Source organism: Phytomonospora endophytica, from assembly GCF_014202425.1.
In the GTDB taxonomy this organism is placed as follows: Bacteria; Actinomycetota; Actinomycetes; order Mycobacteriales; family Micromonosporaceae; genus Phytomonospora; species Phytomonospora endophytica.
On the sequence record NZ_JACHGT010000001.1, the window covers coordinates 709,789 to 732,777 of the forward strand.

The following is a 22,989-nucleotide window of genomic DNA, read 5'->3' on the forward strand; positions in this document are numbered from 1 at the left end:
TCACACCAGGCCGGCGACCTCGCCGTAGCCGGGAAACAGTCCCGCGTCGACCGTCCCGTCGGCGACCGCGGCCATCGTCGCGGTCAAGGCGTGCAGGGTCGCGCGGAACAGCAGCGACCCGGTGCTGATCCGCGCGACGCCCAGCTCGGCCAGCCGCGTGGGGGAGTGGCGTCCGTAGACGAGGTTGAGCGGGGCGCCGGCTCCCGCGACGACGGCCTCGATCTCGCGCTCGTCGTCGAGCGCGGGCACGTAGACACCGTCGGCCCCGGCCTCGGCGTAGACACGCACCCGGCGCAGCGCCTCGGCGAGCGGCGCCAGTTTCAGCCAGTGGGTGTCGGTGCGCGCGTTGACGAACACGCCCGGCGCGGCGGCCTTCACGGCCTTGATGACGGCGACCATGTGCGCGTCGGGGACCAGGCGGTCTTCGCGGCCGTCCTCGATGTTGACGCCCGCGACGCCCAGTTCGGCGAGCTCGGCGACGTGGGCGGCGACCTCACCGGGGTCCTCCGAGAAGCCGTTCTCGATGTCGACGGTGACGTGGACGGGCAGGCGGGTGATGCTCCGGGCGAGGGCGGTGTTCTCGTCGCGGGTCACCCCGGCCGCGTCGGGTTTCCCGGCCGCGACGGCCACGCCGAGGCTCGTGGTTCCCAGCGCGGCATGGGACCGGGCCAGCACGGCGGCGCTCGCGTAGTCCCAGGCGTTCGGCAGGAGCAGGGGTTTCCCGGGGACGTGGAGTTCGGCGAAGGAGGTCATCGCGCCCGCACCGCCTCGACGATCCCCGCGACCAGGGCCACGGCCTGCGCCTCGGCCGGGCAGGGCCGCCGTCCGGTCCCGAACGCGGTCTCCCGCGTGATCGGGCTCAGCACGAGTTCCGCGCCCGCCGGGATCGTCTCACCGCCGACGACCGTGTCGGCCGCCGAGATCCGGCGCAGCACCGGAACCGGCCGGTCCTCGGTGAAGGCCAGGTCCACCGCCTCCTCGACCGGACCCGGCGCCGAGGCGAAGCCGAGCGCGGTCGCGGCCAGCTTCGCCGTCGCCGCGTAGGCCTGGAGCGGCAGCGAGACACGTGCCGCGACCTCCTCGTCGCCGCCGGGCCCGAGCTGAGCCCGCAGCACCTCGACGGCCGCGTCGGTCTCCGCCGAAGGCTCACCGCCGGTGAGGTACCCGGCCGCCACGACCGGTACCGCGGCGGCGAAGGCGTCGAGATCGGTGGCGCCCAAAGCCTCGCCGAGGACCCGCGCGGTCACCTCCCCGGGCAACTCCGCGAGCGGCGTACCGGCGACCAGCAACCCGGCAGCGGTGTCGCGCGCCGCCGTCCGCAACGCCGTGGGATCGAGCGCCGCGATCTCCGCGACGGCGAGGGCCCGCCTCCGGCGATGCGGTTCGCCCTCGGCGAAACGGCCGACGTTACGGCGCACCCACGCCAGCCCGCCGGACTCGTCCTCGCGCGGGGGGACCACGGTGAAACGCTCGTCGTGAAGGACGGCGGCGATCCGTTCGGGATCGGTGACGGTGAAGGTCTCCATGCCCCGAACCCTAGGTCCGGGACACTTCGGCGCACGCCGAACTACATCAGCTCCATGGCGTTGTTCGCGTCCGGAGGTAACTGTTTCGGATTGACCGCCGCCAGCCGCTCGTTGCGCAGCGCCGTCGGCCACGTGTCGTCGAGCGGCACCAGCTGCGAACCGGTCACCCAGCTCAGCAGCAGATCGGCCAGCAGCGGATTGCGGGCCAGCGCGGGCCCGTGCAGGTACGTGCCCATGATCCGGCCCGCCCACGCGCCCTCGGTCGTGCCGTCGTTGCCGATCCCGTGCGTCACCTTCGCCAGCGGCGCGGCGTTCGGCCCGATGAAGGTCCGGCCGCCGTGGTTCTCGAAGCCCGTCAGCGTCGGGACGTGCAGCCGCGGGTCGATCTGCCCGGCGAGCTCACCGACCGCGCGCTTGTCGCCGCGCTGGGAGTGGATGTCGAGCAGGCCGAGTCCGGCGTGCTGCTCGCCCTTCGCCATGAAGCTGGTGCCCATGATCTGGTACCCGGCGCACACCGAGAAGATCACGGCGCCCTTGTTCACCGCGCGGGGAAGGCTTCCGTCGGCGCGGAGCCGGTCGGCCGCGAGCGCCTGGGGGCCGTCCTCGCCACCGCCGATGAGGTAGATGTCGCCCTCGGTCGGCATGTGCTTGTCACTGGTGACCTCGACGATGTCGACGTCGATGCCGCGCCCGATGGCGCGGTAGGCCAGGACCTGGAGGTTGCCCCGGTCGCCGTAGGTCGACAGCAGGTCCGGGTACAGCCAGACCAGGCGCAGGGTGCTCAGCGACGGCCTAGTTGACACGGTCGAACTCCGATCGGATGTCCTGGAAGGCGGTGTAGTTGGCGATGACCTCGACGTTGCCCTCCGGTGCCGCGCGGAGGGCCGCCGCGAAGTTGTCGACGACCGTGAAGTCGATCCCGTTCACCTGGAGACGGACGGCGAGGTCGAAGCGGCGGTCGCCGGTGACCAGGACCTGGCGGCCCAGGACGGGGGAGTAGTCCACGTCGTAGATCCACGAGGTGTCGTAGCCGTCGACCTCGCGCGCGTTGAGGCACAGCGTCACCGGGACGCCCGGGTCGAGCATGTCGAAGGCCTCAAGCCAGCCCGCGGGGTTCTTCGCCAGCAGCAGGCGGGCGCGGCGGCCGTCGCGGCGGACCACGGCGTAACGGCCGGCGATCGAGCGGACCTTCGACAGTTGCGGCACGGCCTCGGTGAGCGGGACGCCGAACTCGGCCGCGATGGCCAGGGCCGTCGCGGCGTTGTTGCGGTTGACCTGGCCGGGCAGCTGGAGACTCAGGGTCGCGCGCTGGCCGGTCGGGTCGACGACCTGGTCGCCGTCCACCGACCACTGCGGCGACGGGCGGGTGAGACCGCAGTTCGTGCAGCGCCAGTACTCGCCGTAGCGGTCGAGGCGTTTGCCGCACTCGGGGCAGGCCCAGGAGTCCTCCTGCCAGCGCTGGCCGCCGGCCACCCACGTCACGCGCGGGACGGCCTGCGCGGCCCAGGTGACCATGGGGTCGTCGGCGTTGGCGATGACGTGGACGTCGGGGTGAGCGGTGAGGGCCGTGCGCCACTTCTCCGCGAGCATCCCGACCTCCATCGCGCGGTCGAGCTGGTCGCGCGAGAGGTTCAGCAGGGCGACGACGCGGGGCTTGGACTCCAGCAGCAGCTGGGCCAGGTAGTGCTCGTCGACCTCCAGGACGGCGTTGCTGGCCTCGGGGGCCTTCGCCAGGGCCGTGGTGTGGCCGGTCGGCATGTTCGCGCCGAAGCTGTTGGTGGCGACCGGCCCGAGCGCGCCGAGGGCGGCGGCGGTGAAACGGGTCGTCGTGGTCTTGCCGTTCGTGCCGGAGATCAGCGCGACCTGGCGGTTCTCGGCGAGGAGGGCCAGGAGACGGGGCTCGACCTTGAGGCCGACGCGTCCGCCGATGACGGAGCCGTCGCCGCGACCGCTCACGCGAGAGAGGGTGGCGGCCGTGCGGAGCAGGGCGGTCGCCAGTCGTGCTCGGGGCGACAGGTTCGTCATCGGTACCGGTCCTTCGAAGAGGCGTCGTGATGCCACGGGAAGTCTGACACACGACGGCCGGACGGCCGCCCGACGGCGGGATAAGGCGGGATAAGAGGACTCAGGTGGAGAGGGAGTGGGCGGGGTCACCGGGGTGGGGACAGGCGGGTGGGCGGGACGGCGAGGGTGCACCGGTCGGTGAGCGCGCGGTGGGGTGTGCGGGACGCACGGAGTGGGACGGGGTGTGCGGCGGTGTCGAAGCGGGGCCTCAGATGGCGGGGTCTGCGGGAGGCACGGGCCGAGCCCCGGGGTGGTGGAGAGGGCTTTCGTCGCCCGGACTCGCGCGTGGTGGTGGCCTCGAGGTCGGCGAGCCGAGCGCTCGGGCGGCGGAGAGCGTGCTGCCGGCCCTCATTTCCTCCCGCGCGGGCGAAGCGAGTGAGGGCGGGCTGAGCGCCCGTGTCGGCAATGCCCATTTCCTCCCGCGCGGGCGAAGCGAGTCCTGGGATTGCGGTGTCCACGGGGTGTGCGAGCCGGAGCGTCGGGAGATGGGGAGGCGTACGGACGCCTCACCCGCTTTCGTGCGGTGGGGTCTCCGGGCGCGAGCCGGGGCCACGTGGGCTTGGCGGCATGCCACCGCCCTCACCTCGCTCTCGCGCCGGGTGACGCGCGGGGTGTGCGAGCCGGGCCTCGGATGGCGAGGGCTCACGGATGGGTGAGGCTGGGCGCGTCGGGGTGGGGTCGGCGCATGGGCGGGCGAGCCGTGCGACGGCGGCGCCGTGGCAGGCGCAGGCCGAGCCCGCGGCCGGCGCGTGTTCACGGATGTGCGAGTCGAGGGCCGGGCGGTGGAGCCTCGCCACGAACAGGCGCCGGGTTGCAGGGGCGGGGTGGCGTGCCCCGGCCGCGTGAGCCGGGTCCTGGGCGGCGAGGGCTCACGGCGCCGCGGGAACCGCCTCTTCGGCCCGGGCCGCGGACAGCCGGTCCCTGCCCCACTCCCCACGCGCCCCCACTCTCCTCCCACACCGCCCTCCACTTCCCTCCCGCGTTTTCCTCCACATCCCTCCCCACCCCGCTCCCCGCACCTCTCCCACCCCCTCCCGCGATCCGCGAGCGCCCGCCACGCCCGCTCGCGCCCATTCCGCCGATCGGGCCATTCCCGGGGTGTGTCCGCCCGCCCGGAGCGCTTTGATCCCTTGCGTCCAAAGCGATCCCGGGTATCGCGAGTCCTCCCCGTTCGCTCGATCGGGTGACGTACCGGTTGTCAACCCGCAGTAGGGCTGTTGATCACAACCCACTTCCCTCCACCGCTCTGACCTGCGCGGATACCCGAACCGCCGGTGAGATTTCGCCGAATTGGCCCTTGTGGGTGGAGGGAAGTGGAGTACAGTGGGGCGAACTGGTGGAGCCGGGAGGCGCCGCCGGCCTCCTCGTTGAAACGCATTGGGGGAAGGGGGAACCGATGTTTCTCGGGACCCACACCCCGCGTCTCGACGAGAAAGGGCGGCTGATTCTCCCGGCGAAATTCCGCGAGGAGCTGGCCGGCGGTCTGGTCATGACGAAAGGGCAGGAACGCTGCCTCTACGTCTTTCCGACCATTGAGTTCACGCGCCTGGCGGAGGAGTTGCAGCAAGCACCGTTGACGAGCAAGGCAGTACGGGCGTACAACCGCGTGTTCTTCGCGAGCGCGCACGACGAGATCCCGGACAAACAGGGTCGCGTCACCATCCCGCAGAGGCTTCGGGAGTACGCCGGACTGAACCGCGACCTTGTCGTGATCGGTGCCAGTACGCGAGTTGAGGTGTGGGACTCCCAGGCGTGGGAGGCCTACCTGGCCGAAAACGAGGAGGCTTTCGCCGACATCGAGGAGGGGGTTCTGCCCTCCGGCCTCTGACGTCGGTTCTCCGGTAACAGGAGACGGCGACCGCGGACGCACCGGATGAAACCGGCGCGTCGAGTCGTCACGAGGGCTCGGCACGACGCGCGACGCGACGGTACGACGGTCACGGACAGGGCCGGCGGACCGCCTCGGCGCCATCGGGCCCGAAAGTCTGGACTGGCAACGAGTTTCGAGTGGTCTCGGCGATGAGCGAACGACAGCGACATAGGGGATCGTCGGGGCCGGCGTACCGCCTGGTCTCCAGCCGCCGAAGCCGGCACCTGGCACTTCTTCCCCGGTGCCAGGGAACGGCTGAAGCGGATGGGGACCAGGCGGTATGACGCGAAAACAGCGGGGGTCCGCCCCCGCTGTTCTCCGGACGTACGGCACAACGCGACACGGGCCACCCGGCCCGTGTGCCGTATGTACCGCCCGGGGATACCTGAGGAACGGCGATGATGGGGGTCGAGATGGTGGAGCGCGCCGTGCACGTGCCGGTGATGCTCGAGCCTGTCCTCGGGCTGCTCGGCCCCGCCCTCGAAGGCGGCCCCAAGTTCTGCGTCGACGCCACTCTCGGCCTCGGCGGGCACAGTGAGGCCCTGCTGACCCGCTTCCCCGAGCTCACCGTGATCGGCCTCGACCGCGACCCCAACGCCCTTCGGCTCTCCACCGAGCGCCTCGCCCCCTTCGGCGAGCGCTTCCGCGCGGTGCACGCCGTCTACGACCGCATGCCCCACGTCCTCGAAGACCTCGGCGTGCCCGCCGTCGACGGGATCCTCTTCGACCTCGGCGTCTCCTCCATGCAGCTCGACGAGGCCGAACGCGGCTTCGCCTACGCGCAGGACGCGCCGCTCGACATGCGGATGGACCCGACCACCGGGATCACCGCCGAGCAGGTCGTCAACACCTACGAGGCGCGCGACCTGGCGCGGATCCTGCGCGAGTACGGCGAGGAGAAGTTCGCGCCGAGGGTCGCCAAGGCCATCGTCAACGCGCGCGCCAAGGAGCCCATCACCTCCTCGAAGTTCCTCGCCGAGCTCGTTCGGGAGGCCATCCCGGCCGCGGCCCGGCGGACCGGCGGCCACCCGGCCAAACGCGCGTTCCAGGCGTTGCGGATCGAGGTGAACGCCGAGCTGGAGGTCCTCGCCAGGGCCCTCCCGGGCGCCTTGAGCTCCCTGGCGGTCGGCGGGCGGATCGTGGTGCTGTCGTACCACTCCCTCGAAGACCGCATGGTCAAGCGGGCCTTCGCCCCGCTGACGAAGTCGAGTTCACCGGCGGACCTGCCGGTCGAGCTCCCCGGTACCGAGCCGACCTTCCGGTTGCTCACTCGCGGCGCCGAACTTCCCGGCGACGACGAGACCGCGACCAACCCGCGGGCGGCATCGGCGCGCATGCGCGCCGCCGAACGCGTACGAGCCGACCACCACAGGCACGTGGACTTGGGGGAGGACCAGTCATGAGCGTGAACAAGAAAGGTACGAACCTGGCCCGGGCCGACCACGACGAGATCGTCAAGGCGGCCCGTCGGCGCGCCAGGGCCGCCGACTCGCGCCGCCGCGCGCTGGCCGGCGACGCCTCCGCGCCCGTGACCGACGGGCCCCTCGCCCTTCAGCCGCGGATCATCGAGCCGGAGGTGGCGCCGCCCGCCCCGGCCCCGGTCGCGCCCGAGCCCGCCGCCCCGAAGCGGAAGGCCCCGGCGAAGCGGCCCGACACCGTCGCGCCCCCGGCCCCGGTCACCACGCCCCGGACGCCTTTCGTGGTGTTCCTGATCGGGTTGGTGGCCGCCGGGATCGTCGGCCTCCTCCTGCTCAACACCGCGATCAGCGAGGACGCCTTCGCGCTGCACGACCTGCGCGCGGCCCAGGGCGAGCTCGACGCACACGAGCAGCAGCTGAAGGACGAACTGGCCGAGCTGTCCTCCCCCGGCAACCTCGCCGCGGCCGCGAAGCGGCTCGGCCTGGTCCCGGCCGAGGAGGTCACCTACATCCGCCTCCCCGACGGACGGGAGCTGACCATGCCGAAACCCGGCGGGAACTAGGACCGGTGGCAGAGGACGGCAAGCCCCGCCGCGGCAGCGGCAAGAACGGCGACCGCCGCGTCGTCCCCCTCGACAAGAACCGTCGGGGCACGGGCGACGCGGCTCGCCGTCGTACCCGCGAACAGAACGCCGAACCGCGCGTCGACCCGCCCCCGTACCGCCGCCGGACCACGGTCCGGCGCGTCGACCGCGACCCGTTCCGTCCGGCGCTCCAGTTGCTCGACGGCGGTTCGCCGAAGACCTCGCGCGGCGGTAAGGGCGGCACCCAGGCCCGCAAGACGCCGGCCCGCGGCCGCGGGACGCCGACGCAGCGGCAGCCCCCGCGCAACCCGGTCCGCCGTAACCGCTCCCAGCCCGCCTCGCGTAAACGGCGGATGGTCAAGCGGCGCCTTCCGCGCCTGGCCAGCCCGAACAAGCGCCTGCGGATCGGCACCGTCCTGGTCCTGCTGGTCTTCGTGGTGATCGGCGGCCGGCTCGTCGAGCTCCAGGTGACCGACGCGGCCGCCTACGCCGCCGCGGCCCTCGACCAGCGTCTCTATGAGGAGATCGTGCCCGCCGAACGCGGCTCGATCCTCGACCGGGACGGCAACGCCCTCGCCTTCAGCGCCGACGCGCGCTACGTCTACGCCGACCCGGAGATGATCAGCGACCCGCAGGCCGTCGCCGACCAGCTCTCGCCGGTCCTCGGCGTCCCCGCCTCGGAACTGCTGCCGAAACTCCAGCGGCAGAAGAACGACAACGGCGACGCGGTCCGCTTCGTCTACCTCGCCCGCGGTGTCGACCCCGAGGTCGGCGACCGCGTCACCGCGCTGGCCAACCCCGCCGTGCGCGTCCGGCACGACGAGCGCCGGGTCGTCCCCGGCCACGACCTGGCCGCCAACATCCTCGGCTTCACCGGCGACGAGACCAAGGGCCTGGCAGGCCTGGAGGCCCAGTACGACGACCTCCTGCGCGGCGTCGACGGCAAGCGCACCTACGAGGTGACGCCCGGCAACGACCCGCAGGAGATCCCCGGCGGCTTCAACCGCGAGGAGGCGGCCCGCCCCGGCTCGTCGCTCCAGCTGACCATCGATCAGGACCTCCAGTTCCGGGCCCAGCAGATCCTCACCGAGCGGATGAAGAAGGCCAACGGCACCTTCGGGGCCGCGGTCATCATGGACGTCAAGACCGGCGAGGTCGTCGGGCTGGCCAGCGCGCCCTCCTACGACGCCGCCGACCCGTTCAAGTACGACGCGAAGCTGATGCAGGACTGGACGGCCAACGCGGTCCTGGAGCCCGGCTCGGTGCACAAGGCGATCATCGTCAGCGCCGCCATCCAGGAGGGCCTGATCAAGCCCGACGAGACGATCGTCGTCCCGCCGACCCTCAAGGTCGCCGACAACGTCTACGAGGACACCCACTACCACACCAAGCGCCCGATGACGCTCGGCGGAATCCTCGCCTACTCCTCCAACGTCGGCACCATCGAACTGGCCGACATGCTCGGCCCGGAGAAGGTCTACGAGTACCAGCAGCGCTTCGGTCTCGGCTCGCCGACGGGCGTCGGCGTCGCCGGTGAGGCCGAGGGCATCGTGCGGCCCTCCGACACCTGGCAGGGCAGCGATCACGGCTCGATTCCGATCGGGCTCGGCGTCGCGGTGACGCCCCTCCAGATGGCGGCGGCCTACAACGCGATCGCCAACGGCGGGACCTGGATCCAGCCCTCGCTGATCAAGTCGACGATCGCGCCCGACGGGACCGTCACGCAGGCCCCGGCCCCGGCCACCCGGCAGGTCATCTCCAAGGAGACCTCCGACGCGATGCGGCACCTGCTCCAGGCGCCGATCGCCGTCCCGGACGGGACCGGCCACACCGCGCACCTCGACGGCTACCTGATCGGCGGCAAGACCGGTACCGGACAGCTGGCCAAGGACGGCGGCTACGCGCCCGGCGAGGTCGCCGGTTTCGTGGGCTTCGCGCCCGCCGACGACCCGAAGTACACCGTCTCGGTCTTCATCTACACCCCCGGCGGCGGTGGCGGCGCGGTCGCCGGCCCCGCCTTCCGGGACATCATGGCCTTCACCATGGGCCACTTCCGGGTGCCGCCGTCGACCGAGGCGGAACCGGAGTTCCAGATCTATGGCTGAACGGCCGCCGAACGCAGACTCCCCGCCACCGGCGGTGGCGGGGAGTTCGAGTCTCGGCGGTCAGGCCTTGGTATCGCCCTTGCCGGTCATGCCCTGGATCTTGTCCTTGGCCATGTCGACCTTGTCGGCGTACTTGTCGTTGGTCTTCTCGTTGATGAAGTCCGCGGCCTTCTCAACACCCTCGTCGACCTTTTCGTCCTGGCCCGACACGGTCTCCTTGACCTTGTCGAAGCCTTCCTTGATCTTGTCGCCGATGCCCATGTTGATCCCTCCTGAAGATCACTTCGATCCCATTGAAGCGGGCGCGCGACCGGGCCGCAGGTATTCACGGAATCTGGTGCCCCGCTGGCGGGGTGACCACGGTTCCGCGCGCTCGGGGAGGTAGGGTCTCGACGTGTCTGGCTACCCTCGTCCCCGTTCTGTGCGGCCGTGTCCGCTAAGTGATCTCGCCGACGCGCTGTCCGTTCCGTCCCCCTCGCCCACGGTCGAGGTGACGGGCGTGACGCTCGCTTCGCGGGAGGTGCGTCCGGGCGACCTGTACGCGGCCCTGCCGGGCGCGCGGCGGCACGGCGCGGAGTTCATCGCCGACGCGGCCGCCTCGGGCGCGGTGGCCGTCCTGACCGACGCCAGGGGAGGCGCGGTCGCCGCCGAGCACGGCCTGCCCGCGCTCGTCGTCGACGACCCGCGCGGAGTCCTCGGGGGAGTGGCCGCCCGCGTCTACGGCGACCCGACCGCCCGCCTGCGGGTCCTCGGGATCACCGGCACCAACGGCAAGACCTCCACGGCCTACCTCATCGAGGCCGGCCTGCGGGCCGCCGGGCGAACGACCGGGATCATCGGCACCGTCGCCACCGTCATCGGCGGCGAGACCCTCACCAGCGTGCGCACGACCCCCGAGGCCCCCGACCTCCAGGCCCTGTTCGCCTACGCCCTTGAGCAGGGCGTCACCGACGTGGTCATGGAGGTCTCCAGCCACGCCCTGGCGCAGGGCCGCGCCGACGGGACCACCTTCGCCGTCGGCGGTTTCACCATGTTCGGCGTCGACCACCTCGACTTCCACGCCGACATGGAGGACTACTTCGCCGCCAAGGCCAAGCTCTTCGACGGGCGCTGCCGCAGCGAGGTCGTCAACTTCGACGACCAGTCCGCGCGCCGCCTGATCAAAGCGGCGACCGTCACCTACTCCGTCCCCGACGGCACCGGCGAGTCCACCACGAACTGGACGGCCACCGAGGTCACCGGTGAGGGCTTCGACCAGCGCTTCACCGTCAACGGCCCCGGCGGGTTCCGGCACGCCGGCTCGGTCCGCCTCCCCGGCCGCCACAACGTCTCCAACGCGCTGCTCGCCGTGGCGATGCTCGCCGAGGCGGGCGTCGACCCGGCGACCGCCGTCGACGGTGTCGCGACCTGCCGCGGCATCCCCGGCCGGATGGAGCGCGTCGGCGACGGCCCGATCCTCGGCGTCGTCGACTACGCGCACAAGCCCGACGCGATCCACGCCGTCCTATGCGCCCTGCGGGCCATCACCCCGGGCAAGGTCATCGCCGTCATCGGCGCCGGAGGCGACCGTGACCAGGGCAAACGCGTCCTGATGGGCAAGGCCGCCGCGCACGGCGCCGACCTGGTCATCGTCACCGACGACAATCCCCGCACCGAGGACCCGGCCGCGATCCGCCGGGGCGTGATCGAGGGCGTCGGCGACGACGGGCATCTGGAGATCGCCGACCGCGCCGAGGCCATCGCCGCCGCGGTCGCGCGGGCCGTGGACGGCGACACCGTCGCCGTTCTCGGCAAGGGCCACGAGCAGGGCCAGGAACTGGCCGACGCGGTGATCCCCTTCGACGACCGCGTCGTCCTCGCCGAGGCCCTGGGAGGAGCGCGATGATCAGTCTTTCCCTCACCGAGATCGCCGACGCCGTCGACGGCCGCCTGCACGGCGTGGCCGACCCGTCGGTCCTCGTCACCGGCTCGGTCGAGCACGACTCCCGCAAGGTCGCCGAGGGCGGCCTCTTCGTGGCGATCGCCGGTGAACGCGCCGACGGCCACGACTTCGCCGCCGGGGCGATCGCCGACGGCGCCCGCGCCGTCCTCGGCACCCGCGCCGTCGACGGTGTGCCGACGATCCTCGTCGCCGACCCGCTCATCGCGCTGGGCAGGCTGGCGCGGGCCGTCGTCGACCGCCTCGACAAGCTCACCGTCGTCGCGATCACCGGCTCGCAGGGCAAGACCTCCACCAAGGACCTGATCGCGCAGATCTGCGCCCGGCTGGGCCCGACGGTGGCCAACCAGGGCAACCTCAACAACGAGCTCGGCTACCCGTACACGGTCCTGCGCGCCGACGAGTCGACCCGCTACCTGGTCGTGGAGTCCAGCGCCCGCGCGATCGGCGACATCGCCTACCTCTCGCGCATCGCGCCCCCGCGCGTGGCCGTCGTCCTCAACGTCGGCATCGCGCACATGGGCACCTTCGGGTCCCTGGACAACATCGCCGTCGCCAAGGGCGAACTCATCGAGGCCCTGCCCGCCGAGGGCCTGGCGATCCTCAACGCCGACGACCCGAAGGTGTCGGCGATGGCGCCCCGCACGAAGGCACGTGTCCGCACCGTCGGGCGTGCCGAGGGCGCCGGGCTGCGCGCCGCCGACGTGGTCCTCGACGCCGCCGGGCGCGCGAGCTTCGAGCTGCGCGGTCCCGAAGGCGCCGTGCCAGTCCGGCTGGCCCTCAGCGGAGCCCACATGGTCGGCAACGCCCTCTCGGCGGCCGCGGTGGCCCTCGAACTGGGCATGCCCTTCGCCGAACTGCCCGAGGCCCTCGGTGCCCTGCGCATCGCCTCGGAACGGCGCATGGACGTCTTCGACCGCGCCGACGGCGTGACCGTCATCGACGACAGCTACAACGCCAACCCCGACTCCATGGCCGCCGCGATCGGCGCCCTCGGCGCGATCGGGGAAGGCCGCCGCAAGCTCGCCGTGCTGGGCTACATGGCCGAACTGGCCGAAGGCGAGCTGGAGTGCCACCGCCGGGTCGGCGACCAGGCGGCCGACGCGGGCGTGTCCCTGCTGATCTCGGTGCAGGACATCGCCGCGCCGATCACCGACGCGGCCGCCGAACGGGGCGTGGAGGCCGTCAACGTGCCCGACCAGGAGACGGCGATCGACCGGCTCCTCGGCGCGCTGCGGCCCGGCGACGTCGTACTGGTCAAGGGTTCCAGATACCGTACGTGGATCGTCGCGGACGCCCTTCGCGACGCCGAGGTGGACGATCGGTCCAAGGCGGAGGTCGAGTGAGGTCGGTAATCGTCGCCGCGTTCGTGGCGTTCGGGATATCGCTGTTCGGCACGCCGCTGGCGATCAGGGGTTTCACGCGTCTCAAGGCGGGCCAGCCGATCCGCACCGACGGCCCGGCCGCGCACCTGGCGAAGAAGGGCACGCCCACCATGGGCGGTGTCGTGTTCATCCTCGCCACGATCGTCGCCTACGTCGTCGGGCACCTGGTGCTCCTGACGATCCCCGAGGTCCCGGGCCGTCCCCGCGGTTACACGCTCACCGGCGTGGTCCTGCTCGGGCTGCTGTTCTTCATGGGCCTCGTCGGCTTCCTCGACGACTACCTCAAGGTCCGCCGTCGCAACTCCGGCGGCCTCAACAAACGCGGGAAGGTCCTCGGGCAGCTCATCGTCGGCGCCTTCTTCGGGTACCTCGCGCTGTACTTCCCCAGCGACTACAAGCCGTACACGACCGTCGGCAGCCAGTTCATGTCCTTCGTGCGGGACATGCCCTACCTGGACTTCACGAAGATCGGCGCGGTCGTGCTGTTCGTCTTCGTCATCATCGCCACCTCCAACGGCGTGAACCTCACCGACGGTCTCGACGGCCTGGCCACCGGCGCCTCGATCATGGTGCTGACGGCCTACGCGGTGATCGCGTTCTGGCAGTACCGGCACTGGTGCGGCGAGCCCGCCACCGACCTCTACTGCTACGAGGTCCGCGACCCCCTGGAGATCGCGCTGATCGCCGGGGCCGCCGCCGGGGCCTGTTTCGGCTTCCTGTGGTGGAACGCCTCTCCGGCCCGGATCTTCATGGGCGACACCGGCGCGCTCGGCCTCGGCGGCCTCATCGGCGGCCTGGCGCTGACCACCAAGACGATCCTGCTGCTGCCGATCGTCGGGCTGCTCTTCGTCATCATCACGATGTCGGTGATCATCCAGATCATCTCCTTCAAGACCACCGGGCGGCGGGTCTTCCGCATGGCACCGCTCCAGCACCATTTCGAGCTTGCCGGGTGGAGCGAGGTCAACATCGTGATCCGCTTCTGGATCATCGCCGGCATCGGCGTGGCGATCGGGCTGGGACTGTTCTACGCCGACTTCCTCAGGGTGGTGGGATGAGCATGAAGGCTCTCGTCGCCGGCACCGGCATCGCCGGCACCGCCAGCGCGGAGGTCCTCCTCGCCCGCGGCGCCGAGGTCACCGTCTACGACCGCGTCGACGGACCCGCCCTCGAAGCGCTCCGGGCGGCCGGTGCCCGCGTCGTCCACGGCGAGGAACCGCCCCTGGCGGTCCTCGACGAGGTCACCGACGTCGTGCTCTCACCCGGTTTCGCTCCGCACCACCCCCTCGCGGCGGCCGCCGTCGCCCGAGGCCTCGACGTGTACTGCGAGCCCGAACTCGCCTGGCGCATCCGCCCGGAGGGCGGGGCGCCGTGGCTGGCCCTGACCGGCACGAACGGCAAGACGACGGTGGTCACGATGCTCGCGGCGATCCTGTCGGCCGCCGGTCTCAACACCGCCGCTCTCGGCAACTTCGGCGTCCCGCTGGTGACCGCCGTCGACGCCGGGTACGACGTCCTCGCCGTCGAGCTGTCCAGCTTCCAGCTGTACTGGTCGCGGGACCTGGCACCCGAGGCCGGGGCGATCCTCAACCTCGCCGAGGACCACCTGGAGTGGCACGGCGACTTCACGTCCTACGCCGCCGCCAAGACCAACATCTGGCGCGCGGGGGCGTGCATCGGCAACCTCGACGACGAGCTCACCGCCGCCGCCCTCGGCGAGGCGAAGGGCCTGCACGTCGGCTTCACCCTCGGACACCCGCCGGCCGGTTCCTTCGGCGTCATCGACGACGTACTCGTCGACCACACCGGGCCCGAAGCCGTCGAGCTGTGCCGCACCTCCGACGTCCACGTCCCCGGGCGGCACAACATCGCCAACGCCCTCGCCGCGGCGACCCTCGCCCGGCTGCACGGCGTCAAACCCGCCGCCATCGCCGCGGGCCTGCGCGGTTACACGCCCGAGCCGCACCGGATCGCGCACATCGCGACCGTCGGCGGCGTCGACTACATCGACGACAGCAAGGCCACCAGCCCGCACGCCGCGAACGTCTCCCTGGAGGCCTACGAGCGGATCGTGTGGATCGCCGGCGGGCAGCTCAAGGGCGTCGACGTCAACGAACTGGTCGCCGCGCACGCCCACCGCCTCCACGGCGTCGTACTCCTGGGCGTCGACCGCGCCGAACTCGCCGCGGCCGTCGCGAAGCACGCGCCGGGCGTCCCGATCGTCGACATCGCGACGACCGCGCCCGAGGAGGCGATGACCGAGGCGGTCACCGCCGCCGCCCGCATGGCCCACGACGGCGACACGGTCCTCCTCGCGCCGGTCGGGGCCTCGAAGGACATGTACCGGGGCTATCCGCACCGGGGCATGGCCTTCGCCGAGGCGGTGGAGGTCTTGAGCCGATGAGCGAACGGTCGCAGCCCCTCGCCGCCCTGCGCGGCCTGCTCGACCGCCCCCTCGCCTCGTATTACCTGCTGCTCTCCTCGGCGGGCCTGCTCGTGCTCATCGGCCTCGTCATGGTGTTCTCCGCGACGATGGTCGAGGCCTACGCCGAGGTCGGCAGCTCCTTCGCCGCGATCGCCAAGCAGGCGACCTGGGCCGTGGTCGGCGTCTTCGGCTTCTGGTTCGCGCAGCGCCTCCCGGTGCGCACCTACCGGGGCATCGGCCGGCCGCTGCTGGTCGCCTCGGCGATCCTGCTCGCCGTCCTGGTCGTCTTCCCCTACATCAACGCCGGGCCGCTGCGCACCGAGGAACTGTGGATCATCCTCGGCCCCGTCCAGGTCCAGCCCTCGGAGATGGCGAAGTTCGCGCTCCTGCTGTGGGGCGCCGACCTGCTCGTCCGCAAGGGCCCGAAGATCGCGCTGTGGCGCGAGCTGGCCGTCCCGCTGTTCCCGACCACCGCGATCATCCTGGTCCTGGTCGGTTTCCGCGACCTGGGCACCATGCTGATCATGCTGTGCATGTTCATGGGCCTGCTGTGGACCGCGGGCGTGCGCCTGCGGCTGCTCGGCGGCATGCTCAGCGCCGGTTTCGTCGGCGCGATGGTCCTGGTCGTCCTCGCCAGCCACCGCATGGAGCGCTTCGTCTCCTTCCAGAACCCCGAGGACTACGCCGACGACTGGGGCTACCAGGCCATCCAGGGCTACTACGCCATCGCCGACGGCGGCTGGTTCGGCGTCGGGCTCGGGGAGAGCAAGCAGAAGTGGGAGTGGCTGCCCAACGGTCACAACGACTTCATCTTCGCCCTCATCGCCGAGGAACTGGGCCTCGTCGGCTGCGCGGTGATCCTGGCCCTGTTCGCCGTCCTCACCTACGCGGGACTGCGCATCGCCCGCCGCGTCAACGACCCCTTCCGCCGCCTCGTGGCCGCCGGAGCGACCTTCTGGCTCGCCGGGCAGGCCGTGATCAACATCGGCGGCGTCGTCGGGCTCATGCCCATCACCGGCGTCCCGCTCCCGCTGATCTCCGACGGGGGCAGCGCGCTGGTCGTCACACTCGTCCTGCTGGGCATGCTGGCGTCCTTCGCGCGCGCCGAACCGGAGGCCGCGGCCGCCCTGCGCGCCCGCAATCCGGGCAAGTGGGTGCGCGTACTCTGGGCACCTCTGCCGCCCCTGCAACGTGGCGGCGACCAGCGACCCGCCCGGCCCGGCAAGCCCACGAAGACCACCCGGAGCCGGACCAAGTAGCCCCACCCCTCGCCGCGGCCCGCCGTGGCGCGAGACGACAGAAGGAGTGCATGCAGATGACCCCGATCCGTTCCGTGGTGCTCGCGGGCGGAGGCACGGGAGGGCACATCTACCCTCTGCTCGCCTACGCCGACTGCCTCCGGCGGCACGACCCGAACATTCGGATCACCTGCATCGGCACGCCCAAGGGCCTTGAGGCCGACATCATCCCCAAGCACGGTTACGACCTGCGGATGGTCCCCGCCCACCAGCTGCCGCGCAAGGTCAACATGGATCTCGTGCTGACCCTGCCGCGCATGGCCAAGGCCCGCAAGGTCACGCGCGAGCTGCTCGACGAGGTCGCCGCCGACGTGGTCGTCGGCTTCGGCGGTTACGTGTCGGTCCCGGCCTACATGGCCGCCAAGGCCCGCAAGACCCCCATGGTGATCTTCGAGTTCAACGACCCGCCGGGCTTCGCCAACAAGCTCGCCATGCGCTACAGCGACAACCTCGCCATCGGCTTCGAGCACCTGACCCGCACGGTCCCGACGCTCGCCGGCGGCACCGTCACCGGCGTCCCGCTCCGCCGCGACATCTCCACCCTGGACCGGGCCGCGCAACGCGCCGCCGCCCGCCAGCACTTCGGGCTCGACCCGTACCGGCCGACGCTGTTCGTCTTCGGCGCCTCGCAGGGCGCGCGCTCGATCAACAACGCCGTCCTCGGCTCGGCCCGCGCGCTCACCGACGCCGGGATCCAGGTCCTGCACGTCATCGGCGCCCGCCGCGACGACCCGGTCGAGGTCCCCTCGGGCCTCGCCGCGCCCTACATCACCATGCCCTTCCTGTCCGAGATGCACCTCGGCTACGCCGCCGCCGACCTGGTCATGTGCCGGGGCGGGGCGATGACCTGCGCCGAGGTCGCCGCCGTCGGCCTCCCGGCCGCCTACGTGCCGCTGCCCTGGGGCAACAAGGAGCAGTACCGCAACGTCCGGCCCATCGTCGACTCCGGCGGCGGCCTGCTCGTCGAGGACGGCGACCTCTCGCCCGACCTCGTCGTGCGCGACCTGATCCCGCTCCTGCTCGACCCGACCCGCCTGGCCCAGATGGGCGCCGCCGCGCGCGCCTTCGGCCGCACCAACGGCGACGAGTCGCTGCGGCAGTTCATGTACGAGGCGGTGGCCCGTGGCTGAGACCTACGAACGCAGGCCGATCGAGCCGATGCACTCGCCGACCGACGACGGCGTGACCGCCGAGGATCTCGGCCGCGTCCTGTTCATCGGGATCGGCGGCGTCGGCATGAGCGGCCTCGCCCGCCTCTACGCCACCCGCGGCCTGCCCGTCAGCGGCAGCGAGCTGCACGACTGGCCCTCGCTTCCCGAGCTGGCCGCGCTCGGTGCGACGGTCCACCGCGAGCACGTGCCGTCGAACCTGGACGGCGTCGACACGGTGGTCCGCTCCAGCGCGCACCCCGACTCGCACCTGGAGATCGCCGAGGCCCGCCGTCGCGGCATCCGCGTCTACCACCGCTCCGAGGCCCTCGCCGCCGCGATGACCGGCCGCCGCTCGGTGGTGATCGCCGGGACGCACGGCAAGACCACGACCACGGCGATGACCACCGAGATCCTCGAAGGTTGCGGCCTCGACCCGTCCTATGTGAACGGCGGCGAGGCCTCCGTGTCGGGCAGCAGCGGGCGGCACGGCACGGGCGACGTGATGGTCATCGAGGCCGACGAGCACGACCGGACCTTCCTGCGCTACCGGCCGCACATCGCGATCATCACCAACATCGACGCCGACCACCTGAACAACTACGGCGACATCGACAACCTCGAAGCCGGGTTCGCCGAGTTCGGCCGCGCCACCGACGCCGACGGCGTCGTGATCGTCTGCGCCGACGACGAGCGCGCCCGACGTGTCGGGGAGACCCTGCGCGCCGAGGGCCGCGAGGTCGCGACCTACGGCACGGCCGCCGACGCCGACCTGCGCATCGACAAGGTCCACTCCACCAGCGACGGCGTCTCGTACCACGCGACCTACGGCGACGCCCAGCTCGGCGAGTTCTTCGTCCCCGTACCGGGCGCGCACCTCGGCCTCAACAGCGCCGCCGCGGTCCTCGCCGCGCTGCGCCTCGGTCTCGAAGCCGACCGGATCCGGACAGCGCTGGCCGCGTTCAGCGGCGTCCGCCGCCGCTTCGAGCTGCGCGGCACCGTCGGCGGTGTGCGCGTCTATGACGAGTACGCCTATCACCCGACCGCGATGAAGGCCGCGCTGTCGACCCTGTCCGGCATTCGTGAAGGCGGGCGCCTGATCGTGGTGTTCCAGCCCTACCGGGCCTACCGGACCAGGGATCTGCGCGCCGAGATCGCCGAGGCCCTCGCCATCGCCGACCAGGCCGTCGTCATGGAGGTCTTCGGGCCCGGTGAGGACATCCCGGTCAGTGAGGGCGGGATCGCCCTGCACGCGGCCGTCGCGCTGCCCGAGGAGGACAAGGTCTTCGTCCCCGACTGGAACGACGTGCCCGGCGAGGTCGCCGCGCGCGCCCGTCCCGGCGACCTGGTGGTGACCATGGGGGCCCCACCGCTGTCGCTGATGCCGCCGGAGATCCTCGCGGCACTGGGCGGTCCGTCTACCACTTAGGACACCGACACACAGGGGGCGCGCGTGCGCGACTGGCAATTGGTCAAACTGGCCCGGGCCACGAAACTCCCGCGCGTCAGCCGCGCGATGCGCTTCGGGATCCTGGCGGCGGTGATCCTCGCCGCCGCCGGAGCCTGGGTCCTCTATGGATCGAGCGCCTTCGCGGTCACCGAGGTGCTCGTCAAGGGCGCCACTTTCGTGGAGACCGCACAGATCCGGGAGGCCACCGAAGTAGCGAAGGGGACGGCTCTCGCGGCGGTCGACACCGACGAGGTCGCCGCGCGGGTGCGCGGTGTCGCGCCGGTCGCCGACGCGACCGTTTCGCGCGACTGGCCGCACACCCTTGTCGTGGAGATCACGGAGCGCACCCCTTATCTCGCCGTTCCGGGTGATTCGGGAGTGGGTCTGGTGGACAGTTCCGGAGTGGCGTACCGCACGGTCGAGGAGATTCCGCCGGGAATCTGGCCGGTCGAACTGAAAACGCCGGGCCCACAGGATCCGGCCACGCTCGGTGTCCTGAGTGTTCTGTCCTCATTGAGCGATGACTTGCGAGCCGAACTGGAGACCATCTCGGCACCCGCTCCGACCCGTATTGAGCTGCGGCTTCACGGCGGACGGACTATCTTCTGGGGAGACGCCACCGACTGCGCGGAGAAGTCGGCGGTGGCGACCGTCCTATTGGCACGGTCGGCCGATCATCTCGATGTCAGTGCCCCCGGGGTGCCGACAGTCCGCGATTAGGGGAATATGTGCGAAGATCGGCGACACGCCGGGGCGCATCCTTGGCTGCCGGGGATGAGCACCATACTTTGCGGACAGGCACGTATTGAACATGACCGCCCTATTGGGACCCACCAGGATCTAGAGCTTGCGAGTCGAGCCCACCTCTCACCATCGGGCCGGCCAGGGGAAGGGAAGGCATCCGATGACACCTCCACATAACTACCTAGCGGTCATCAAGGTTGTCGGCATCGGTGGCGGTGGAGTCAACGCGGTCAACCGGATGATCGAGGCGGGGCTCAAGGGCGTCGAGTTCATCGCGATCAACACCGATGCGCAGGCCTTGCTGATGAGCGATGCCGACGTCAAGCTCGACGTCGGCCGGGAATTGACGCGCGGACTCGGCGCGGGTGCGAACCCGGAGGTCGGCCAGAAGGCCGCCGAGGACCACCGTGATGAGATCGAAGAGGTGCTCAAGGGCGCCGACATGGTCTTCGTGACATGCGGCGAGGGTGGTGGCACGGGCACCGGCGGGGCGCCGGTCGTGGCCAACATCGCCCGCAAGATCGGCGCCTTGACCATCGGTGTGGTGACCCGGCCGTTCTCCTTCGAGGGCAAACGCCGCCAGTCGCAGGCCGAGGAGGGAATAGACTCCCTCCGCAACGAGTGCGACACCTTGATCGTCATCCCGAACGACCGCCTGCTGCACATGGGCGACCGGGGCATCTCCATGATGGACGCCTTCCGGCTCGCCGACCAGGTGCTGCTGTCGGGTGTCCAGGGCATCACCGACCTGATCACCACCCCTGGCCTGATCAACCTGGACTTCGCCGACGTCAAGAGCGTGATGAGCGGGGCCGGTTCGGCCCTCATGGGCATCGGCAGCGCGCGTGGTGAGAGCCGGGCGGTCGAGGCCGCGCAGGCCGCGATCTCCAGCCCGCTGCTGGAGCAGAGCATGGACGGCGCCCGCGGGGTCCTGCTGTCCATCGCCGGTGGTTCCGACCTGGGTCTGTTCGAGATCAACGACGCCGCCCAGCTGGTCACCGACGCCGCGCACAGCGACGCCAACATCATCTTCGGCGCGGTCATCGACGACGCCCTCGGCGACGAGGTGCGGGTCACCGTGATCGCCGCCGGATTCGACAGCGGCGAGCCGACCTACAAGCCGGTGGAGATCGCACGGCCGATCCCGACCGAGCGGACCGACCCGGCACCGGTGGAGCCCGTGCGGCACCACCCGCCGACGCAGCCGTCGAAGGTCCTCTTCGACGACGTCGACGTCCCCGACTTCCTGAAGAACGGGGCATGACCGGCACGGAGCTCACGGGGGAGGAGCGGCGGTCGGAACTGGCCGCCAACCTCGCCGAGGTCCGCGCCCGGATCGACGCGGCCTGCGCCGAGGCGGGACGTTCACCCGAGACGGTGAAGCTGATCGCGGTGACCAAGACCTTCCCGGCCGGCGACGTCATGTCGCTGGCCGGGCTCGGTATCACCGACATCGGTGAGAACCGTGACCAGGAGGCCGCGGCGAAGGCCGTCGCCCTGCGCGAGGCCGGGATCGACGTCCGCTGGCATTACATCGGGCGGCTCCAGCGCAACAAGGCGAAGTCGGTGGCCGCCTACGCGCACATGGTCCACTCGGTGGACCGGCCCGCCCTGGTCACCGCTCTCGCCGACGCGGCCTCCCGGGTCCGCGAGACCCCGCTCGGCTGCCTGATCCAGGTCAGCGTCGACGGGGACACCTCCCGTGGCGGCGTCGCCGAAAAGGATCTTCCGGCCCTTGTGGACAGCGTCACGTCCCGGTCCGAGCTCGCGCTGCGCGGGATCATGGCCGTCGCCCCGCTGGGGTGGGCGCCCGAGCGGGCGTTCGAGCAGGTCGCGGCACTGTCCGAAAAGGTCAGAGGCGCTGTCCCGGACGCACGGGAGATCTCGGCCGGAATGAGCGGAGATTTCACCCGGGCGATCGGTTTCGGCGCGACACTCGTACGGATCGGCTCAATACTGCTCGGATCCCGGTCACATCTCAGGTAGCCTGGCGGCGAGGATCGAACTACACAGATGTGTTTTTCCCTCCTCGCTCGACCACGGGGCCGCACCGGTCCCCGCTCAACCTGCGGCACGGGAGGGAAGGTCCGATGGGCGCGATGCGCAAGGCAGGTGTCTGGCTCGGCCTCATCGAGGACGAGGACGACCGCCACTACTCCAATGACCGTTACGACGACGGTTTCGACGGCGACGACGAGTTCGACGACGCCGAACCGCAGCAGCAGCGGCCGGTCGCCAGCACTCGCACCTCGCGGGTCCGCCGGATCGAACCGGTGCAGCGAGGCAACGTCCGCTCGCTCCCCCGAGGTGGGGGATCGGTGACGCCGCTGACGCGGGACAACCTCGCGCTGGCGCCGCAGCTGACCTCGGAACGGTCGCCGATGGCCGAGGAGAGTGCCGGTTACCGGATCACGACCCTCCACCCGACCACGTACAACGAGGCGCGCACCCTCGGTGAGCACTTCCGTGACGGGGTCCCGGTGATCATGAACCTGTCGGAGATGGACGAATCGGACGCCAAGCGTCTCGTCGACTTCGCCGCCGGGCTCGTTTTCGGCCTGCGTGGTAGCTTCGAGCGCGTGACCAACCGCGTGTTCCTGCTCTCACCGGCCAATGTTCAGGTCACCGCGGAGGACAAGGCCAAGATCGCTGGGGGCGAGTTCTTCAACCAGAGCTGAGACGAGGACGCCGCCTCCCATGGGGATCTTCTGGCAGGTTCTCTACCTGTGTCTTTACTTCTTTTTCATGCTCCTGATCGGGCGACTCGTCGCCGAACAGGTGCTCGCGTTCGCCCGCAGGTGGCATCCGGGGCGCCGTGCCGCCATCGGGATGGAATTGGTCTTTAGTGCTACCGACCCTCCCCTGAAAGTATTGCGACGGATGATTCCGCCGCTTCGGCTTGGTACGGTGTCCGTTGACCTCGCCTTCATGGCGTTGCTGCTAATCGTGTACGTGCTGAAGCAGGTGGTCGTGAGGCCGCTGATGGATTCGGCGATGGGGTGACGACACTCCACTGTCGACTCCCGGCGGCCG

Annotated in this window: 19 protein-coding genes and 2 pseudogenes; 16 read left to right on the forward strand and 5 right to left on the reverse strand. The window is 71.1% G+C overall.

Translation table 11 applies throughout. From position 1 onward, the window contains the following. From HNR73_RS02920 to HNR73_RS02935, 4 genes are read right to left on the reverse strand one after another with little or no spacing between them, the layout of a single operon-like run. Complete coding sequence (locus tag HNR73_RS02920; protein ID WP_184785621.1) at positions 1–753, reverse strand: isocitrate lyase/PEP mutase family protein; 753 nt, start codon at positions 751–753, stop codon at positions 1–3. Continuing rightward, on the reverse strand, positions 750–1,526 hold the full coding sequence (locus HNR73_RS02925; protein ID WP_184785622.1) for a cytochrome P450 family protein: 777 nt from the start codon (positions 1,524–1,526) through the stop codon (positions 750–752). Before HNR73_RS02925 ends, HNR73_RS02920 begins: the two co-directional genes overlap by 4 nt. Positions 1,527–1,567: 41 nt before the next feature. Then, on the reverse strand, positions 1,568–2,329 hold the full coding sequence (locus HNR73_RS02930) for a type 1 glutamine amidotransferase (protein WP_184785623.1): 762 nt from the start codon (positions 2,327–2,329) through the stop codon (positions 1,568–1,570). Then, the gene (locus tag HNR73_RS02935; protein WP_184785624.1) at positions 2,319–3,551 is read right to left on the reverse strand and encodes a MurT ligase domain-containing protein; all 1,233 of its coding nucleotides are present in this window, start codon (positions 3,549–3,551) and stop codon (positions 2,319–2,321) included. The genes HNR73_RS02930 and HNR73_RS02935 overlap by 11 nt, the downstream gene beginning before the upstream one ends. Before the next feature lie 1,435 nt (positions 3,552–4,986). Between HNR73_RS02935 and mraZ the strand changes: the two genes are divergently transcribed. From mraZ to HNR73_RS02955, 4 genes and pseudogenes are all read left to right on the forward strand, one after another. Next, complete coding sequence (gene mraZ / locus HNR73_RS02940; protein ID WP_184785625.1) at positions 4,987–5,418, forward strand: division/cell wall cluster transcriptional repressor MraZ; 432 nt, start codon at positions 4,987–4,989, stop codon at positions 5,416–5,418. 443 nt (positions 5,419–5,861) lie between these two features. Further along, positions 5,862–6,924, forward strand: a pseudogene (rsmH, locus tag HNR73_RS02945) (16S rRNA (cytosine(1402)-N(4))-methyltransferase RsmH); the annotation flags it as partial. Next, positions 6,860–7,441 (forward strand): cell division protein FtsL, encoded by a 582-nt coding sequence (gene ftsL / locus HNR73_RS02950; protein WP_184785626.1) that lies wholly within the window; start codon positions 6,860–6,862, stop codon positions 7,439–7,441. The pseudogene rsmH and the gene ftsL, both read left to right, overlap by 65 nt. Before the next feature lie 5 nt (positions 7,442–7,446). Then, positions 7,447–9,567, forward strand: coding sequence for a peptidoglycan D,D-transpeptidase FtsI family protein (locus tag HNR73_RS02955; protein ID WP_184785627.1), 2,121 nt, complete (start codon positions 7,447–7,449; stop codon positions 9,565–9,567). A gap of 60 nt (positions 9,568–9,627) precedes the next feature. Here the strand turns inward: HNR73_RS02955 and HNR73_RS02960 are convergent, their stop codons facing one another. Next, a complete protein-coding gene (locus HNR73_RS02960) occupies positions 9,628–9,828 on the reverse strand; it encodes an antitoxin (protein WP_184785628.1) in 201 nt (66 codons plus the stop codon). Between the two features lie 133 nt (positions 9,829–9,961). Here HNR73_RS02960 and HNR73_RS02965 point away from each other — a divergent pair, with 133 nt between their 5' ends. From HNR73_RS02965 to HNR73_RS03020, 12 genes and pseudogenes are all read left to right on the forward strand, one after another. Continuing rightward, positions 9,962–11,452: a UDP-N-acetylmuramoyl-L-alanyl-D-glutamate--2,6-diaminopimelate ligase gene (locus HNR73_RS02965; protein WP_184785629.1), complete on the forward strand. Its 1,491-nt coding sequence runs from the start codon at positions 9,962–9,964 to the stop codon at positions 11,450–11,452. Next, positions 11,449–12,852: a UDP-N-acetylmuramoyl-tripeptide--D-alanyl-D-alanine ligase gene (locus HNR73_RS02970; protein ID WP_184785630.1), complete on the forward strand. Its 1,404-nt coding sequence runs from the start codon at positions 11,449–11,451 to the stop codon at positions 12,850–12,852. The genes HNR73_RS02965 and HNR73_RS02970 overlap by 4 nt, the downstream gene beginning before the upstream one ends. Then, on the forward strand, positions 12,849–13,949 hold the full coding sequence (gene mraY / locus HNR73_RS02975; protein WP_184785631.1) for a phospho-N-acetylmuramoyl-pentapeptide-transferase: 1,101 nt from the start codon (positions 12,849–12,851) through the stop codon (positions 13,947–13,949). Before HNR73_RS02970 ends, mraY begins: the two co-directional genes overlap by 4 nt. Continuing rightward, positions 13,946–15,295, forward strand: a complete 1,350-nt coding sequence (gene murD / locus HNR73_RS02980) for a UDP-N-acetylmuramoyl-L-alanine--D-glutamate ligase (RefSeq protein ID WP_275414559.1) — start codon at positions 13,946–13,948, stop codon at positions 15,293–15,295. The genes mraY and murD overlap by 4 nt, the downstream gene beginning before the upstream one ends. Continuing rightward, positions 15,292–16,625: pseudogene (gene ftsW / locus HNR73_RS02985) on the forward strand (putative lipid II flippase FtsW); the annotation flags it as partial. The gene murD and the pseudogene ftsW, both read left to right, overlap by 4 nt. Before the next feature lie 6 nt (positions 16,626–16,631). Next, positions 16,632–17,744, forward strand: coding sequence for an undecaprenyldiphospho-muramoylpentapeptide beta-N-acetylglucosaminyltransferase (gene murG, locus HNR73_RS02990; RefSeq protein WP_184785633.1), 1,113 nt, complete (start codon positions 16,632–16,634; stop codon positions 17,742–17,744). Between the two features lie 28 nt (positions 17,745–17,772). Beyond that, the gene (gene murC, locus HNR73_RS02995) at positions 17,773–19,191 is read left to right on the forward strand and encodes a UDP-N-acetylmuramate--L-alanine ligase (protein ID WP_184785753.1); all 1,419 of its coding nucleotides are present in this window, start codon (positions 17,773–17,775) and stop codon (positions 19,189–19,191) included. Between the two features lie 24 nt (positions 19,192–19,215). Next, positions 19,216–19,932 (forward strand): cell division protein FtsQ/DivIB, encoded by a 717-nt coding sequence (locus tag HNR73_RS03000; RefSeq protein ID WP_184785634.1) that lies wholly within the window; start codon positions 19,216–19,218, stop codon positions 19,930–19,932. Between the two features lie 184 nt (positions 19,933–20,116). Then, entirely contained in the window at positions 20,117–21,220 is a 1,104-nt protein-coding gene (gene ftsZ, locus HNR73_RS03005) for a cell division protein FtsZ (protein ID WP_184785635.1), read from the forward strand. Then, positions 21,217–21,942, forward strand: a complete 726-nt coding sequence (locus HNR73_RS03010; RefSeq protein ID WP_184785636.1) for a YggS family pyridoxal phosphate-dependent enzyme — start codon at positions 21,217–21,219, stop codon at positions 21,940–21,942. Before ftsZ ends, HNR73_RS03010 begins: the two co-directional genes overlap by 4 nt. Before the next feature lie 104 nt (positions 21,943–22,046). Next, positions 22,047–22,634, forward strand: a complete 588-nt coding sequence (locus HNR73_RS03015) for a cell division protein SepF (protein WP_184785637.1) — start codon at positions 22,047–22,049, stop codon at positions 22,632–22,634. Positions 22,635–22,653: 19 nt separating this feature from the next. After that, positions 22,654–22,959 carry a YggT family protein gene (locus HNR73_RS03020; protein WP_184785638.1) on the forward strand — a complete coding sequence of 102 codons (306 nt, stop codon included), beginning with the start codon at positions 22,654–22,656 and terminating at the stop codon, positions 22,957–22,959. Positions 22,960–22,989: the final 30 nt, after the last annotated feature.